15 protein-coding genes are annotated in these 15,841 nt (G+C 72.7%); 9 read left to right on the top strand and 6 right to left on the bottom strand.

What is annotated here, in order from left to right; translation table 11 throughout:
* Positions 1-191 precede the first annotated feature (191 nt).
* The 3 genes from RIN80_RS08075 (at position 192) to RIN80_RS08085 (ending at position 2,562) form a co-directional block, all read left to right on the top strand.
* The gene (locus RIN80_RS08075) at positions 192-1,568 is read left to right on the top strand and encodes a peptidase C39 family protein (RefSeq protein WP_309094819.1); all 1,377 of its coding nucleotides are present in this window, start codon (positions 192-194) and stop codon (positions 1,566-1,568) included.
* 91 nt (positions 1,569-1,659) lie between these two features.
* Positions 1,660-1,830, top strand: coding sequence for an SCO1431 family membrane protein (locus RIN80_RS08080; RefSeq protein ID WP_309094820.1), 171 nt, complete (start codon positions 1,660-1,662; stop codon positions 1,828-1,830).
* Positions 1,831-1,905: 75 nt separating this feature from the next.
* The gene (locus RIN80_RS08085; RefSeq protein ID WP_309094821.1) at positions 1,906-2,562 is read left to right on the top strand and encodes a TetR/AcrR family transcriptional regulator; all 657 of its coding nucleotides are present in this window, start codon (positions 1,906-1,908) and stop codon (positions 2,560-2,562) included.
* Between the two features lie 52 nt (positions 2,563-2,614).
* Here the strand turns inward: RIN80_RS08085 and RIN80_RS08090 are convergent, their stop codons facing one another.
* Positions 2,615-3,880 (bottom strand): glycoside hydrolase family 18 protein, encoded by a 1,266-nt coding sequence (locus tag RIN80_RS08090; RefSeq protein WP_309094822.1) that lies wholly within the window; start codon positions 3,878-3,880, stop codon positions 2,615-2,617.
* A 332-nt stretch (positions 3,881-4,212) separates the two neighbouring features.
* Here RIN80_RS08090 and RIN80_RS08095 point away from each other — a divergent pair, with 332 nt between their 5' ends.
* The gene (locus RIN80_RS08095) at positions 4,213-5,385 is read left to right on the top strand and encodes an acyl-CoA dehydrogenase family protein (RefSeq protein ID WP_309094823.1); all 1,173 of its coding nucleotides are present in this window, start codon (positions 4,213-4,215) and stop codon (positions 5,383-5,385) included.
* A gap of 375 nt (positions 5,386-5,760) precedes the next feature.
* Here the strand turns inward: RIN80_RS08095 and RIN80_RS08100 are convergent, their stop codons facing one another.
* Positions 5,761-6,195 (bottom strand): hypothetical protein, encoded by a 435-nt coding sequence (locus RIN80_RS08100; protein WP_309094824.1) that lies wholly within the window; start codon positions 6,193-6,195, stop codon positions 5,761-5,763.
* Between the two features lie 269 nt (positions 6,196-6,464).
* On the opposite strand from RIN80_RS08100, the gene RIN80_RS08105 reads away from it, so the two are divergent.
* From RIN80_RS08105 to fxsA, 4 genes are all read left to right on the top strand, one after another.
* Entirely contained in the window at positions 6,465-6,905 is a 441-nt protein-coding gene (locus RIN80_RS08105) for an Lrp/AsnC family transcriptional regulator (protein WP_306188601.1), read from the top strand.
* A 57-nt stretch (positions 6,906-6,962) separates the two neighbouring features.
* Positions 6,963-8,564, top strand: coding sequence for an amidohydrolase (locus RIN80_RS08110; RefSeq protein WP_309094825.1), 1,602 nt, complete (start codon positions 6,963-6,965; stop codon positions 8,562-8,564).
* Positions 8,565-9,098: 534 nt separating this feature from the next.
* Positions 9,099-9,929, top strand: a complete 831-nt coding sequence (locus RIN80_RS08115) for a polyprenol monophosphomannose synthase (RefSeq protein ID WP_309094826.1) — start codon at positions 9,099-9,101, stop codon at positions 9,927-9,929.
* Between the two features lie 81 nt (positions 9,930-10,010).
* The gene (gene fxsA, locus RIN80_RS08120; protein WP_309094827.1) at positions 10,011-10,589 is read left to right on the top strand and encodes an FxsA family membrane protein; all 579 of its coding nucleotides are present in this window, start codon (positions 10,011-10,013) and stop codon (positions 10,587-10,589) included.
* A gap of 113 nt (positions 10,590-10,702) precedes the next feature.
* Here the strand turns inward: fxsA and RIN80_RS08125 are convergent, their stop codons facing one another.
* From RIN80_RS08125 to RIN80_RS08140, 4 genes are all read right to left on the bottom strand, one after another.
* Positions 10,703-11,077, bottom strand: coding sequence for an RNA polymerase-binding protein RbpA (locus RIN80_RS08125; protein ID WP_003977404.1), 375 nt, complete (start codon positions 11,075-11,077; stop codon positions 10,703-10,705).
* Between the two features lie 266 nt (positions 11,078-11,343).
* The gene (locus RIN80_RS08130) at positions 11,344-12,690 is read right to left on the bottom strand and encodes an MFS transporter (RefSeq protein ID WP_309094828.1); all 1,347 of its coding nucleotides are present in this window, start codon (positions 12,688-12,690) and stop codon (positions 11,344-11,346) included.
* A gap of 49 nt (positions 12,691-12,739) precedes the next feature.
* Positions 12,740-13,507 (bottom strand): glycerophosphodiester phosphodiesterase, encoded by a 768-nt coding sequence (locus RIN80_RS08135; protein WP_309094829.1) that lies wholly within the window; start codon positions 13,505-13,507, stop codon positions 12,740-12,742.
* Entirely contained in the window at positions 13,504-14,157 is a 654-nt protein-coding gene (locus tag RIN80_RS08140; RefSeq protein ID WP_309094830.1) for a hypothetical protein, read from the bottom strand. The genes RIN80_RS08135 and RIN80_RS08140 overlap by 4 nt, the downstream gene beginning before the upstream one ends.
* 100 nt (positions 14,158-14,257) lie before the next feature.
* Here RIN80_RS08140 and RIN80_RS08145 point away from each other — a divergent pair, with 100 nt between their 5' ends.
* On the top strand, positions 14,258-15,757 hold the full coding sequence (locus RIN80_RS08145; protein ID WP_309094831.1) for a PLP-dependent aminotransferase family protein: 1,500 nt from the start codon (positions 14,258-14,260) through the stop codon (positions 15,755-15,757).
* Positions 15,758-15,841 lie beyond the last annotated feature (84 nt).

Raw genomic sequence — 15,841 nt, forward strand, 5'->3', positions numbered from 1 at the left:
TCGCACCGCTCCGACGACGGTGTCGTCGCCCGGCGCCACAGGTCGACGCCAATATTGGTGGGCGTGGCGCGGGTCGAAGTGCTGGCAGGACCGGGCGGGCTGTGCTCATATGTGGCGCACACACGGATGTGACCGACCGTGTGCCGGATCTGCCCCGCCCCTGCCCGACTCCGACCACCGGGGGTCCCGTCATGAGCAGAGTCGACCAGCCGTCCCGCAGAACCGTCCTGGCCGCCCTGGCCGCCGCCGCCGTCTCCGCGAGCGCGGACCCGGCGGCCGCCGAACCCGAGGCCACGATGACGACCGACCTCGCCGCCGACCGGGTCGTCCCGGCCCGGACCGTGGACAACCGGGCCTGGTTCTCCCACGGCGACTGGTGCTCCGGAACCGCCCGGGGCACCCGCGCCGTCGCCGGCGACCACCCGGGCCTGGTCCTCGCCACGCCCGCCGGAACCACCGCCTACACGGACCCGCACACCGGCACCACCGCCTCCTGGGAGTACGGCACCTGGACGTCCCCCGCGCACCGGCTCGCCGTCCCCGCCACGGAGGCGATCGTCTCCTGGAACGCGCACACCCCGCCCGGCACCTGGATCCAGATCGAGGCCCGGGCCGCCTATCCGGACGGCACCAGCAGCCCCTGGTACGTGATGGGCCGGTGGGCCGCCGGCGACCAGGACATCCGCCGGACCTCCCTCGACGACCAGAGCGACGGCCGCAGCACCGTCTGGACGGACACCCTGGCGGTCGACGACCCGTCGAGCGGACTGCGCCTGACCGCCTGCCGCCTGCGCCTGACCCTGTACCGCAGGCCCGGCACCCGGGCCACACCCACCGTCCGGCGGCTGCACGCGATGGGCTCCGACGTCCCCGCCCGCTTCACCGTCCCGGCCTCCCGGCCCGGCCTCGCGAGGGAACTGGCCGTCCCCCGCTACTCGCAGGAGATCCACAAGGGTCAGTACCCCGAGTACGACAACGGCGGTGAGGCCTGGTGCAGCCCCACCTCCTCCCAGATGATCATCGAGTACTGGGGAGGCCGGCTCACCCCCGAGCAGCTGGCCTGGGTGAACCCCTCGTACGCCGATCCGCAGGTCTGCCACGCCGCCCGGTTCACCTACGACCATCAGTACGGCGGCTGCGGCAACTGGCCGTTCAACGCCGCCTACGCGGCCACCTTCGAGGGCCTCGCGGGCGTGGTCACCCGGCTCGGCTCGCTGACCGACCTGGAAACGCTGATCGCGGCCGGCGTCCCGGCCATAACGTCCCAGTCCTTCACGAAGGGGGAGCTGACCGGGGCCGGGTACGGCACCGCCGGGCACCTCATGACCGTCATCGGCTTCACCGCGGCCGGCGACGTGATCGCCAACGACCCGTACTCCGAGAGCAACGAGGCCGTGCGGCGCGTCTACCGGCGGCGCGAGTTCGAGAACATCTGGCTGCGGACCAAGCGGTACAACAGCTCCGGCGCGGTCGCCTCCGGCACCGGTGGCGTCTGCTACCTCTACTTCCCGGCGAGCCCGACCGCGGCCCAGCGCAAGGCCCTGGCGGCCGTGGGCGTACGCGTGTGACCAAGCTCTCGGCCGCATAAGCCGCTCTGGGTGGCAAGGTGGGACAGAACTTCGGGGGAAGTCCGTCCGCACCACCGAACGAGCGAGAACCATGACCGCGTACTCCGCCACCGCCACCGCCACCGCCTCCGTCACCACCTCCGCCGCCGGCGTCCGCACCGGCGGCCCTCGGGAAGACGGCCCGAAGATCGTCGAGCACGTCATGGGCTGGACCCTGGTCGTGGTCGTCGCGATGCTGGTGACCCAGCTCGGGCTGCTGTGACCTGACCCACGCCCCGGGTGTGGGGCCTGCCATACTGCGAAGGTCCCGCCCCCGCCCGTGAGACCAGGGTCGAAATTGAATATCAGCCCCCAGCCCGCCGCGCGCCCCCGGGCCCGCGGCACCGAGCGCTCGACGGCGCGCCGTGCCGAACTCATCGCCATCGGGCGGAGGTTGTTCGCCGACACGTCCTACGACGCCCTGTCGATGGACGACATCGCCCGGCAGGCGCACGTCGCCAAGGGGCTGATCTACTACTACTTCCAGTCCAAGCGCGGCTACTACCTGGCGATCATCCAGGACTCCGTCACCGAGTTGATCACGCTGGCGGCGAGCGGTCCCGAACTGCCCCCGGTCGACCGGGTCCAGCGCACCGTCGACAGCTATCTGCGCTACGCCGAGCACCATCAGGCCGCGTACCGCACGATCGTCAGCGGCGGCGTCGGCTTCGACACGGAGGTGCACGCCCTGCGCGACGGGGTGCGCGCGGCCGTCGTCGCCACCATCGCCGAGGGGGCGTACGGCCGCGCCGACGTCACCCCGCTGGCGCGCATGGCCCTGCTCGCCTGGGTGTGCAGCGTCGAGGGCGCCACGCTGGAGTGGATCGACCGTCCGGATCTGCCCCGCGCGACCATGTGCGAGCTGCTGGTGAAGACGCTCGGCGGCACCCTGCGGGCCATCGAGGAGCTGGACCCGGCCTACCGGGTTCCCGAACCCGCCCGCCGGGGCGCATGAGAAAGGGGCGGAGCGTCCGCACGGACCCTCCGCCCCCTCGATCGCCCGGGGCCTACTCGATGGCCTTGATGAGCTCACCGTCGGCGGTGTCGCCGCTCAGCTCCCAGAAGAACGTGCCGCCCAGACCCTGCTGGTTCTTGTAGTCCATCTTGGTCGCGATGGTCGCCGGGGTGTCGTAACTCCACCAGTCGCTGCCGCACTTGGCGTACGCCGTGCCGGCCACCGTCCCCGTCGCCGGGCACTTGGTCTTGAGGACCTTGTAGTCCTCGATGCCCGGCTCGTACGTGCCCGCCGCCGGGCCGGTCGCGGTGCCGCCGGGCGCCGCCTGGGTGACGCCGGTCCAGCCGCGGCCGTAGAAGCCGATGCCGAGCAGCAGCTTCGAGGCGGGGATGCCGAGGCCCTTCAGTTTCGCGATGGTCGCGGAGCTGTGGTTGTCCGCCTTCGGTATGCCGGCGTACGAGGTCAGCGGCGAGTGCGGGGCCGTCGGTCCGGCGGCGTCCCAGGCGCCGAAGAAGTCGTACGTCATCGGGTTGTACCAGTCGACGTACTGGGCGGCGCCCGCGTAGTCCGCGGCGTCGATCTTGCCGCCCGGGGTGGCGTCGGCGGTGATCGCCGCGGTGACCAGGTTCTGCGAGCCGAACTTGGCGCGCAGGGCCTGCATCAGGTTCGTGAAGGCGTCCTTGCCGCTGGTGTCGCAGGTGGCACCGCAGGCGTTCGGGTACTCCCAGTCGATGTCGATGCCGTCGAAGACGTCGGCCCACTTGGAGTTCTCGACCAGGTCGTAGCAGGACTGGGCGAACGCGGCCGGGTTCTTCGCGGCCTCGGCGAACCCTGCCGACCAGGTCCAACCGCCGAAGGACCACAGCACCTTGAGGTCCGGGTGCTTCTGCTTCAGCTTGCGCAGCTGGTTGAAGTTGCCGCGCAGCGGCTGGTCCCAGGTGTCGGCCTTGCCGTCGACGGAGTCGGCGGCGGTGTACGCCCGGTCGGTGGCGGCATAGGCGTCGCCCATGGCGCACTTGCCGCCGGTGACGTTGCCGAACGCGTAGTTGATGTGGGTGAGCTTGGCGCCCGAGCCGGACGTCTCGATGTTCTTGACGTGGTACTTGCGGTCGTAGGTGCCCCATTCGGTGAAGTACCCGAGGACCTTGGAACCCGCCGCCTCGGCCTGGGGGGCGGCCTTCACGTCCGCGGCGGCCTCCTGAGCCGAGGTCGCCGCGGTGGCGGTGGTGCCCGCGCCGGCCAGCAGCCCGGCGCCGAGGACGGCGCAACAGGCGGCGGACACGATGGCCCGGAAGCGGGAGGGGTGGGGGGTGTGCATCCGCTGTCTCCTCGTGGGGGGAGGGGAACGACGCGCTCATTGGCATGAACGCGGTGAGTCGGTGGAGCGAAACAGTAGGAGGACTAGACCAGTTGGTCAATGGTGCGGACCAATTTCGCCGCCGCCGACGCACTCCGCCCTTTCTTGAAGTAAGCGGTCGTTAACTGGTGACGCCATGCGTCCGATCGGGCATACTCACAGCGCACAGCCGCTGGTCAGCAGCTTCCGCGACCCGGGACTGCAAGCATCGGCCAGGCACCAGAACGACCCGGCGGCGCCGCCCCCACCCTTGGGCACGTCCGCCAGCGCCCGACAGGGAGGAGAGCGTCGCCATGCCCGACCGCGCCCCGCAGCCGGTGGACCGGCAACTGCCCACGGAGGAGGCCCGGGACCTGATCTCGCTCGTCCGCGACATCGCGCAGCAGGAGATCGTCCCGAAGGCGGCCGAGGAGGAGGACGCCGGCCGGTTCCCACGCGAGCTGTTCACCCTGCTCTCGCGCTCCGGCCTGCTCGGCCTGCCCTACGACTCCGAGTACGGCGGCGGCGACCAGCCCTACGAGGTGTACCTCCAGGCCCTGGAGGAGCTCGCGGCAGCCCGCCTCACCGTCGGCCTCGGCGTCAGCGTGCACACCCTTGCCTCCTACGCCCTCGCCGCCTACGGAACCAAGGAACAGCAGGTCGAGCACCTGCCCGCGATGCTCGGCGGTGGCCTGCTCGGCGCCTACTGCCTCTCCGAGCCGCACTCCGGGTCGGACGCCGCCGCGCTGCGCACCCGGGCCGTGCGGGACGGCGACGACTGGGTGATCACCGGTTCCAAGGCCTGGATCACCCACGGCGGCATCGCCGACTTCTACACGGTCATGGCGCGCACCGGCGAGGAGGGCCCGCGCGGGATCACCGCCTTCCTGGTGCCCGGCGACGCGCCGGGGGTGAGCGCCGCTCCGCCCGAGAAGAAGATGGGCATGAAGGGCTCGCCCACCGCCCAGGTCCACTTCGACGGCGTGCGGGTCTCCGACGCGCGGCGCATCGGCGAGGAGGGACTGGGCTTCGCGATCGCCCTGTCGTCCCTGGACTCCGGGCGGCTCGGCATCGCGGCGTGCGCGATCGGCCTGGCGCAGGCGGCGCTCGACGAGGCGCTGTCGTACGCGGCGCAGCGCCGCCAGTTCGGCAGGCCGATCGCCGACTTCCAGGGGCTGCGCTTCATGCTCGCCGACATGGCGACGCAGATCGAGGCGGGCCGCGCGCTCTACGTCGCGGCGGCCCGGCTGCGCGACGCGGGCCGGCCGTTCGCCCGGCAGGCGGCCATGGCCAAGCTGCACTGCACCGACACGGCGATGCGGGTCACCACCGACGCCGTGCAGATCCTCGGCGGCTACGGCTACACCGCCGACTTCCCGGCCGAGCGCTACATGCGCGAGGCCAAGGTGCTGCAGATCGTCGAGGGCACCAACCAGATCCAGCGCATGGTCATCGCCCGCCATCTCGTGGGGCCAGAGGAACGCTGAACTGGTCCAGGCCCCGCCAGGGCGCCGCGAGCCGCATCCACTCCGGGTCGTGCCGGCCCGGCAGAGTGCGCCCGCGCTCGGCCCAGGCGCGCATCAGGTCGCGGTAGATCGGCGGGTCCTGATACAGCGGCGGACTCGGCCGAACCGATTCTGCGGGCGGCGGGACGTACAGGAGGCGCTGACGCCCGGTCGCTGAGGAGATGGGGGTCATACCCGGGCAACGCGGCAGAGGCCGGACAGGTCACCGGCTGGTGGAATCGGGCGTGCGTTCCCGGGCTCCCGGCCGCGGACGCACCGGGCCCGCACCACGGCAGTCAGGGTGCCGTGGCGCGGGCCGTCATCGGGGTGGAGCGAACGGGCGGCGCGGGCCCGCGCTCAGGCCGCGTCGCGGCGCATGACCGGGACCCTGATCGGGCGCGAGCCCGGGCCGCCGACGTGCGAGAAGGGCTGCGTGCGCCAGTCGAGTCCCTGAGGGAGCGTCAACAGCAGGGCGGTGTCCTGCTCCTGCGGATCCACGGACTCGTCCGCGGGGCGGGCGTCCGAGGCCCTGCGGCCGGTGCCGGCGCAGACCGTGAGCCCGAACGGGTTCCACGGCGAGGCGCACAGCGCGTGCTCCGGCAGCACCTCCTCGTCCGCCAGCAGGGCGATGGGCTGCGCGCAGTCCGGGCAGACGACCCGGAACATCTCGAAAGTGTCGTACGCGTCGAGTTCGTCGTCGTACGCGTCGGGTTCGACGCCCTCCGGCTCGGGCTCGACGACGAGCTGCGGCCGCTTGGGTGCGGTGCGACCAGGGCGCTTGAGACTCTGCATTGGGTACTCCCCCTCGGGCTGGGCCGTATCAGGCACTGCGGCCTCGACCACAGCAAGCACTTCCCGTCCCCCCGGGGCGGTAATCACGAGAACATCACGGAGAATGTTCGAGACCTGTGGCGTTCGTCACATGGCGCGCGCGGGTGCTCCCTGTGGCGGGTTTGTCCCCCCGACGGCGGACCGTCGGCTTCCGGCCACATCACGAACCGGGTATGACCTGGGCTCCTCAGGTATCCGAGGAGATCAACCGCCCTGTAGGTTCTTGCGCCATGGAGGAGCTGGACCGACAGATCGTGCAGCTGCTCGTCAAGGACGGGCGGATGAGCTACACCGACCTGGGCAAGGCCACGGGGTTGTCCACCTCGGCCGTGCACCAGCGGGTGCGACGGCTGGAGCAGCGGGGGGTCATCCGGGGCTACGCGGCGGTCGTGGACGCGGAGGCCGTGGGGTTGCCGATGACCGCGTTCATCTCGGTGAAGCCGTTCGACCCGAGCGCGCCGGACGACATCGCGGACCGGCTGGCCGGGGTGCCGGAGATCGAGGCGTGCCACAGCGTGGCCGGCGACGAGAACTACATCCTCAAGGTGCGGGTGGCGACCCCGCACGAGCTGGAGGAGCTGCTGGCGCGGGTGCGGTCGCTGGCGGGCGTGTCCACGCGGACGACGGTGGTGCTCTCCACGCCGTACGAGGCGCGGCCGCCCAGGATCTGACCCGGCGGCTCCACCCCTTCGCGGGGCGCGCGAGCGGGGCCTGTGAAACTGTGCTCCATGAGTGAGTCCCCCACACCGCCCCGGACCGTCCTCCTCCGTCGCGGAGAGGTGCACAGCCCCGCCGATCCGTTCGCCACCGCGATGGTCGTGGAGCGGGGACAGGTCGCCTGGGTCGGTTCCGAGGGTGCCGCCGACGCCTTCGCGGACGGGGTCGACGAGGTCGTCGACCTCGACGGAGCGCTGGTCACCCCCGCGTTCACGGACGCGCATGTGCACACCACGGCCACCGGCCTCGCCCTCACCGGCCTCGACCTGTCGAACGCCCCCTCCCTCGAAGCCGCCCTCGCCCTCGTCCGGGACTTCGCCGCCGCCCGTCCGCGGGACCGCGTACTGCTCGGGCACGGCTGGGACGCCGCGCGCTGGCCCGGCGGCCGTCCGCCCACCCGTGCCGAGCTCGACGAGGCCACCGGGCACCGGCCGCTCTACCTCAGCCGGATCGACGTCCACTCGGCGGTCGTCACGACGGCTCTGCTCGACCTGGTCCCGGGCGCACCGCGCGAGGACGGGCCGCTCACGGGCGATGCCCACCACGCCGTACGGGCCGCCGCGCTCGCCGCCGTCACGCCCCGGCAGCGCACCGAGGCGCAGCGCGCCGCCCTGGCGCACGCCGCAGCGCTCGGCATCGGCACGCTCCACGAGTGCGCCGGCCCGGAGATCTCCTCCGAGGACGACTTCACCGGCCTGCTGCGCCTGGCCGCCGAGGAGCCCGGGCCCCGCGTCGTCGGCTACTGGGCCGAGCAGGACGTCGCCAAGGCGCGCGAGCTGGGCGCGATCGGCGCCGCCGGCGACCTGTTCGCCGACGGCGCCCTCGGCTCGCACACGGCCTGCCTGCACGAGCCGTACGCCGACGCCGGGCACACCGGCCGGGCGTACCTGGACGCCACCGCGATCGCCGCGCACGTCGTCGCCTGCACCGAGGCCGGGCTGCAGGCCGGCTTCCACGCCATCGGCGACGCGGCCGTGGACGCCGTGGTCGAGGGCGTGCGAGCCGCCGCCGAGAAGCTGGGCCTGGCCCGGATCCGGGCCGCCCGGCACCGCGTCGAGCACGCCGAGATGCTCACCCCCGAGTCGATCGCCGCCTTCGCCGAACTGGGGCTCACCGCCTCCGTCCAGCCCGCCTTCGACGCCCTGTGGGGCGGCGGGGAGGGCATGTACGCCCAGCGGCTCGGAGCGGAGCGCGCCCGCGGCCTGAACCCCTTCGCGGCCCTGCTGCGGGCCGGTGTGCCGCTCGCCTTCGGCTCCGACAGCCCGGTCACCCCGCTCGACCCCTGGGGCACGGTCCGGGCCGCCGCCTTCCACCGCACGCCGGAGCACCGCGTCTCCGTACGCGCCGCCTTCACGGCCCACACGCGCGGCGGCTGGCGGGCCGTCGGACGGGACGACGCGGGGGTCCTGGTCCCGGGCGCCCCGGCCGACTACGCCGTCTGGCGCACCGGGGAACTCGTCGTCCAGGCCCCGGACGACCGGGTCGCCCGCTGGTCGACCGACCCCCGCTCCGGCACCCCGGGGCTGCCCGACCTGACCCCGGGCCGCGACCTGCCCGTCTGCCTGCGGACCGTCGTCGGCGGACGCACCGTCTTCGTACGGCCGGGCGAGTGATCTACGGGGGTGGCGCGCACGCGATCGTGCGCCGCGCCCCCCGCGCGCGACCTGCGCATCCACCGCACTGACCAGGTCTTTGTCGCGCAATGCGCAGGTCAGACGGCTGTTGACAGGCAGCCGCAGGGGGCCGGTAGGTTCGGCCGAGTCCACCACCGGACGCCCGACCGGGGAGCGTTCGCACACTCGCCGCAGCGCCGCCGGGTCAGGGACGGTGTGCCGCACCGGGGCACCGCCACTGGGAGCCAGGCTCAGGCCGGCGCAGCGTCGAGGGAGCGTTCCGGCCGGTCGGGGAGGTGTGACCCGGGTGGGGCCCGGGCGCTCAGTAGACAACGGCTTTGGGTCGATCCGCAGCCGGCGGATCCCAGGTCGGCCCGAAGGGCGCCGGGCCCCCATCCGCCGTACGCGCGCCGCCGGGGCGCGCTCCTGCCCCCTGTCATGCGGATGCGACACCACCATGCGAACGTCCCGTCACGTCGGCGCAGGCGGGGGCCACTATGGTGGACCCCTGCGTACGGACATGAAGGGGCAGCAGTGAACGACGGTGACGGCACCCTCGCGGCAGGAGCCCAGGGGAGGAAGTTCGGCCCGCTCGGCACGGCCTTGGTGATCATCCCGACCTACAACGAGGCGGAGAACATCAAGAGCATCGTCGGCCGGGTGCGCGAGGCCGTCCCGGAGGCGCACGTGCTCGTGGCCGACGACAACAGCCCGGACGGCACCGGCAAGCTCGCCGACGAACTGGCGGTCTCGGACGACCACGTCCACGTGCTGCACCGCAAGGGCAAGGAGGGCCTCGGCGCCGCCTACCTCGCGGGCTTCCGCTGGGGCCTGGAGCGCGACTACGGCGTGCTGGTCGAGATGGACGCCGACGGCTCCCACCAGCCCGAGGAACTGCCCCGCCTGCTCACCGCCCTCAAGAGCGCCGACCTGGTGCTGGGCTCGCGCTGGGTGCCGGGCGGCCGGGTGGTGAACTGGCCGAAGTCCCGCGAGGTGATCTCCCGGGGCGGCAGCCTGTACTCCCGGCTGGCGCTCGACCTGCCCCTGCGGGACATCACCGGCGGATACCGCGCCTTCCGCCGCGAGACCCTGGAAGGGCTCGGCCTCGACGAGGTCGCCTCGCAGGGCTACTGCTTCCAGGTGGACCTCGCCCGCCGTGCCGTCAAGGCCGGCTACCAGGTCGTGGAGGTGCCCATCACCTTCGTCGAGCGCGAACTCGGCGACTCCAAGATGAGCCGCGACATCCTCGTCGAGGCGTTGTGGCGGGTCACGGCGTGGGGCGTGGGGGAGCGCGTCGGCAAGGTCACGGGGCGCGTCGCCGGACCGCCCGTCACCGAACGCGGCCCCAAGCCGCCGAAGCCGTAGCCGTCCCGGGCCCGGGCGCGCACAGGAACGCCTGATCGGGGCCTTATCCCGTGCTGAGCCGTGGCCAGGCACACTGGAGCCATGACGACTGGCGCTCAGACTCCCAGCCACCCCACCCGGCCCCGGCGCTCACGGCTGCGCACGTTCCTGCCGTTGGGCATCGCCGCGTGGCTCGTGCTGGAGATCTGGCTGCTCACGCTGGTCGCCGGCGCGTCGAACAGCCTGGTGGTCCTCCTGCTCCTGCTGGCGGGCCTCGTCCTCGGCTCGGTGGTCATCAAGCGGGCCGGCCGACGGGCCTTCCGCAGGCTCTCCGAGACGCTGCAACAGCAGCAGAGCGGTGTGATGCCCGCGGCGGCCCGGCCCGACAGCGAGGGCAACGGCCTGATGATGCTGGGCGGCCTGCTCCTGATGATCCCCGGTCTGCTGTCGGACGCGGCGGGCCTGCTCCTGCTGCTGCCCCCGGTCCAGAAGGCCGTGAGCCGCTCCGCCGAGCGCACCTTCGAGCGCAAGCTCCGCGAGGCCGACCCGGGCACCCTGGGCGGCGCCTTCCAGCAGGCCCGCATGTACCGCCCGGACGGCAAGGTCGTCCAGGGCGAGGTCGTCCGGGACGAACCGGCCGGCGGCGCCACCGAGCAGCCGCGCCCGCCGCTGACGCGCTGACCCGACGCCGGGCCATGAGCATCACCGCATGAAAAACCGCGGGCGCCGTACCTTTCGTACGGCGCCCGCGGTTACCGATGTGCGCTGATCAATCCGCCAGGCCTTGCGGGGACCTAGGCCGACTTGCGGCTGTCCCGGGGATGAACAGCGATGTTCATCGCACCGGAGCGAAGAACCGCCAGACGCTCCTCGAGGACCTCTTCGAGTTCCTCACGGGTACGCCGCTCCATCAGCATGTCCCAATGCGTACGCGCGGGCTTGGCCTTCTTCTCTTCCGGGCCGTCGCCGTCCACCAGGAGTGCCTGGGCCCCGCAGACCTTGCACTCCCACTCCGGCGGGATCTCCGCCTCGACCGAGAAGGGCATCTCGAAGCGGTGCCCCTTCTCGCATGCGTACTCCACGGCCTGGCGCGGGGCCAGGTCGATGCCGCGGTCCGTCTCGTAGCTGGTCACCACGAGGCGCGTGCCGCGAAGAGCTCGCTCACTCATGAATCGTGCCTCCCGGGCTTGTCGCCCACAGGACAGGTGTCGCTGTCGTCGTCATCCGGTCAACGTCCGGTCGGCGGTAAAGATTCCCGTTCCGAGTCCCGTTCCGGGTCATGCGTCGCCGTCGTAGCCGCCCTTGTTGTACCCACCAGCGCCCGGTTTGTCACATCTGCTAGCAGATGTAACCCAGCGTTTCGCTATCTTTGACGCGCAGTAACGGTCCGCCTGGCAGGCCAAACGCGTACACTACAGCCCTTTCGCGTCGAGTGCTAAATCCTGTCAGGAACCGGATTCCCCGCTTCTTCGATCGCACGCCGTACCGGCACCCGCGCGAGCAGGGCGAATCCCAGGACGAAGAAGACCACCAGCGAGATGATCGCGTCCCGATAGCTCCCGGTGAGCTGGTAGGTGAGCCCGAACAGCAGCGGCCCGAGCCAGCTCATGCCCCGGTCGCTCAGCTCGTAGGCGGAGAAGTACTCGGCCTCCTTGCCCGGCGGGACCAGATGGGAGAACAGGGAGCGGGACAGCGCCTGGCTGCCGCCGAGGACCAGGCCGATCCCGGCGGCCAGGACGAAGAACCACACCGGCTCCCCGGCGGGCAGGAAGAATCCGGCCGCGAGCGTGACCGTCCAGGCGATCAGCGAGCCGAGGATCGTGCGCTTGGCGCCGTAGGCCCGGGCCAGCCGTCCCATCGTCAGGGCGCCCGCCACGGCCAGCACCTGCACCAGCAGGACGGCGCCGATCAGGGTGGACTGCCCGAGGTCCAGTTCCTCGGAGCCGTAGACCGAGGCCTGGGAGATCACCGTCTGGATGCCGTCGTTGTAGACGAGGTAGGCGAGCAGGAAGGCGAGGGTCAGCGGGTGGCGGCGCATGTCGCGGACGGTCGCGGCCAGCTGCCGGAAGCCCGGGAGGGCCGCCGCCCCCCGGGTGGGGGACCGGCGGTCGCGGAGCCGGGTCAGCGGGATCAGCGCGAAGGCGCCCCACCACAGGCCGGCCGACGCCAGGCAGATGCGCACGGCCGTGCTCTCCGAGACGCCGAAGCGGTCGTGGCCGGTGTAGAGCACCAGGTTGGCGACGAGGACGAGCGAGCCCGCCGCGTACCCGAACGCCCAGCCCCGCGAGGACACCGCGTCCCGCTGCTCGGGCGGGGCGATCTGCGGCAGGTAGGAGTTGTAGAGCATCATCGCCACGGACTGCGCGGCGTTGGCGACGATCAGCAGGGCGCCGCCGAGCAGATAGCGGTCGCCGTCCAGGAAGAACATGGCCGTCGTCGCCCCGGCGCCCGTGTACGCGGCGGCCGCGAGGAGCGGCTTCTTGCGGCCGGTGCGGTCCGCGGCGGCGCCCACCAGGGGCATCACCAGCACCGCCACGATCACCGACAGGGAGACCGAGTACGCGAAGAACGACCCGGCACGCACCGGGACGCCGAGGGGGTGGACGTATCCGTCGCCGTCCGCGGCCGACTCGGCGACCGACGTCAGATAAGGGCCGAGGAACACGGTGAGCACGCTCGTCGAGTAGACGGAGCACGCCCAGTCGTAGAAGTACCAGCCGCGCTGCTCGCGTCTGAGAGCCGCCCCGTCGGCGGGCGGTGTCCGCAGGGTGTCGGTGCCCACCCGTGCCCTCGCTTCCCCGTGAACGCGCGAAGGCGCCCGGCCCGGGCTCTCAGACCCAGACGCCGCGGTCCTCCATGACCCTGCGCAACGTGTCGATGTGATCGGTCATGATGCCATCCACACCGAGGTCGAGAAGCCGGTGCATGCTCTCGGGGTCGTTGACCGTCCAGACGTGCACCTGGAGCCCGCGCGCGTGGGCGGCCCGGACGAAGCGGTGGTCGACGACCTGGATGCCGGACTGGACTTCCGGCACCTGCGCGGCGACCGCCGAGCGGCGCACCGACGCCGGCAGCCCCCAGGAGCGCAAGCGCAGTGCCAGGACCCCCCGGGTGCCGTACGAGGTGGCCAGGCGCGGGCCGGCGAGGCGCTGGGCGCGCACCACCCGTGCCTCGGAGAACGAGCCGAGACAGATCCGGTCCCAGGCGCCGGCCCGGCCGGCCAGGTCGAGGAAGGGCAGCAGGGCGGCCTCCGCCTTGACGTCCACGTTCCAGCGCACGTCCGGGAAGGTCTCCAGGAGCTCCTCGAAGAGCGGTACGGGTTCCCGCCCCGCCACGCGCGCCTGACGCACCTCGGACCACGGCAGGTCGGCGATCCGGCCTGCGCCGTCGGTCATCCGGTCCAGGGTCGTGTCGTGGAAGGCGACGAGGGTGCCGTCCCGGGTGGTGTGCACATCGGTCTCGATGTACCGGTAGCCGGCCTCGACGGCGACACGGAACTGCCGCACGGTGTTCTCCAGGCCGTCCGCGGCCCCGCCCCGGTGGGCGAAGGCGATCGGGCCGGGATGATCGAGGTAGGGATGGCGTATCCGCGGGGTCACGGACGCAGTATCGCCCCTTCGGGTTGACCGGTGGCAACGACCGTGCCGCCGACGGGTGCCGCGGGGACGGCGAACACCCGCAGGAACAGCTGGGCGAGCGGGCCGATGGTCAGCGCGTACAGCAGGGTGCCGACCCCGACGGTGCCGCCCAGGGCGAAACCGGTCGCCACGACCGTGAGTTCGATCCCCGTCCGCACCAGGCGGATCGACACGCCCGTGAGCTGGTGCAGGCCGGTCATCAGGCCGTCGCGCGGGCCCGGGCCGAAGCGCGCGGCGATGTAGAGGCCGGTCGCCGCGCCGTTCAGGACGATCCCGGCCGTCATCAGGGTCACGCGCAGCGCCCAGCCGTGGACGTCGGGGACCAGGGCCAGGGTCGCGTCCATGGCCATGCCGATCACCAGCACGTTGGAGATCGTGCCGAGGCCCGGGCGCTGGCGCAGCGGGATCCACGCGAGCAGCACGGCGGCGCCCACGATCGTCAGGACGACCCCGATCGACAGTCCCGTCCGCTCGGCGAGGCCCTGGTGGAGCACGTTCCACGGCTCCAGCCCGAGCCCCGACCGGACCAGCAGGGCCGAACTGGCGCCGTACAACGCGAGACCGGCGTAGAGCTGGACGAGCCGCCGGGCGAGATGTCCCCGCGTGGCCATGAGGTGCCCCCGTGTGGTGGTAGTGGACTGATGCGTGACACTCTGTGGCGTGGATGGAGTGGCCATCCAGGGCCAATCCGGGGAAGGTGGACTGATTCCGATGGCGCAGTGGACCTCGGCCGTGGGGGCGGCACAGCTCGCCCGGCTGCTCAACTCCCAGCAGGACCGCCCGGCGGGGCCCGGCACGCGCCGCCCGCCGGCCTACCGCGCGCTCGCCGACGGCATCCGGCTGCTGGTGCTCGAAGGGCGTGTCCCGGTGGCCGCCCGGCTGCCCGCCGAGCGGGAACTCGCCCTCTCCCTCTCCGTCAGCCGCACGACGGTCGCCGCCGCCTACGAGGCACTGCGCAGCGAGGGCTTCCTGGAGTCGCGGCGGGGCGCGGGCAGCTGGACCGCCGTACCGGCCGGGAACCCGCTGCCCGCGCGAGGGCTGGAGCCCCTGCCGCCGGAGGCCCTGGGCTCGATGATCGACCTCGGCTGCGCCGCGCTGCCCGCTCCCGAGCCCTGGCTCACCCGGGCCGTGCAGGGGGCGCTGGAGGAGCTGCCGCCGTACGCGCACACGCACGGCGACTATCCCGCGGGGCTGCCCGCGCTGCGGGCGATGATCGCCGAGCGGTACACGGCGCGCGGCATCCCGACCATGCCCGAGCAGATCATGGTGACGACCGGGGCGATGGGCGCGATCGACGCGATCTGCCATCTCTTCGGCGGGCGGGGCGAGCGCATCGCCGTCGAGTCGCCCTCCTACGCCAACATCCTCCAGCTGATGCGCGAGGCAGGGGCCCGGCTGGTGCCCGTCGCGATGGCCGAGGGCCTCGCCGGCTGGGACATGGACCGCTGGCGGCAGGTCCTGCGCGACGCCGCGCCCCGGATCGCCTACGTCGTCGCCGACTTCCACAACCCGACGGGCGCGCTCGCGGACGAGGACCAGCGGCGGCGGCTGGTGGACGCGGCGCGGTCCGCGGGGACCGTGCTGATCGCCGACGAGACGATGAGCGAGCTGTGGCTCGATCCGGACGTGCGGATGCCCCGGCCGGTGTGCGCCTTCGACCCGGCCGGGTCGACCGTGATCACGGTGGGCTCGGCGAGCAAGGCGTTCTGGGCCGGCATGCGCATCGGGTGGGTGCGGGCCGCGCCGGACGTGATCCGCAGCCTGGTCGCGGCGCGGGCCTACGCCGACCTCGGCACGCCCGTGCTGGAGCAGCTGGCCGTCAACTGGCTGTTCGGCACGGGGGGTTGGGAGCAGGCCGTGGAGCTGCGGCGGGAGCAGGCCCGGTCCAACCGCGACGAGCTGGTGGCGGCCGTGCGCCGTGAGCTGCCCGGGTGGGAGTTCGAGGTGCCGCAGGGCGGGCTGACCCTGTGGGTGCGGACCGGGGGCCTGTCCGGGTCTCGGCTCGCGGAGGCGGGGGAGCGGGTGGGCGTGCGGGTGCCGTCCGGGCCGCGGTTCGGCGTGGACGGGGCGTTCGAGGGGTATGTGCGGCTGCCGTTCACCGTGGGCGGGGCGGTGGCGGAGGAGGCCGCGGTGCGGCTGGCCGCGGCGGCGGGACTGGTGGAGTCGGGCGGGGTGGGCGGCGCGGAGGCGCCGCGCACCTTCGTGGCTTAGGGCCTGTCGTTCGGATCAGGTCGCAGGAAAGTGACGGTGCTGTTCCGTGCGCGCGTCTGCGGCGTGATCCAACCGACAGGCCCT

Source organism: Streptomyces sp., assembly GCF_031181705.1.
In the GTDB taxonomy this organism is placed as follows: Bacteria; Actinomycetota; Actinomycetes; order Streptomycetales; family Streptomycetaceae; genus Streptomyces.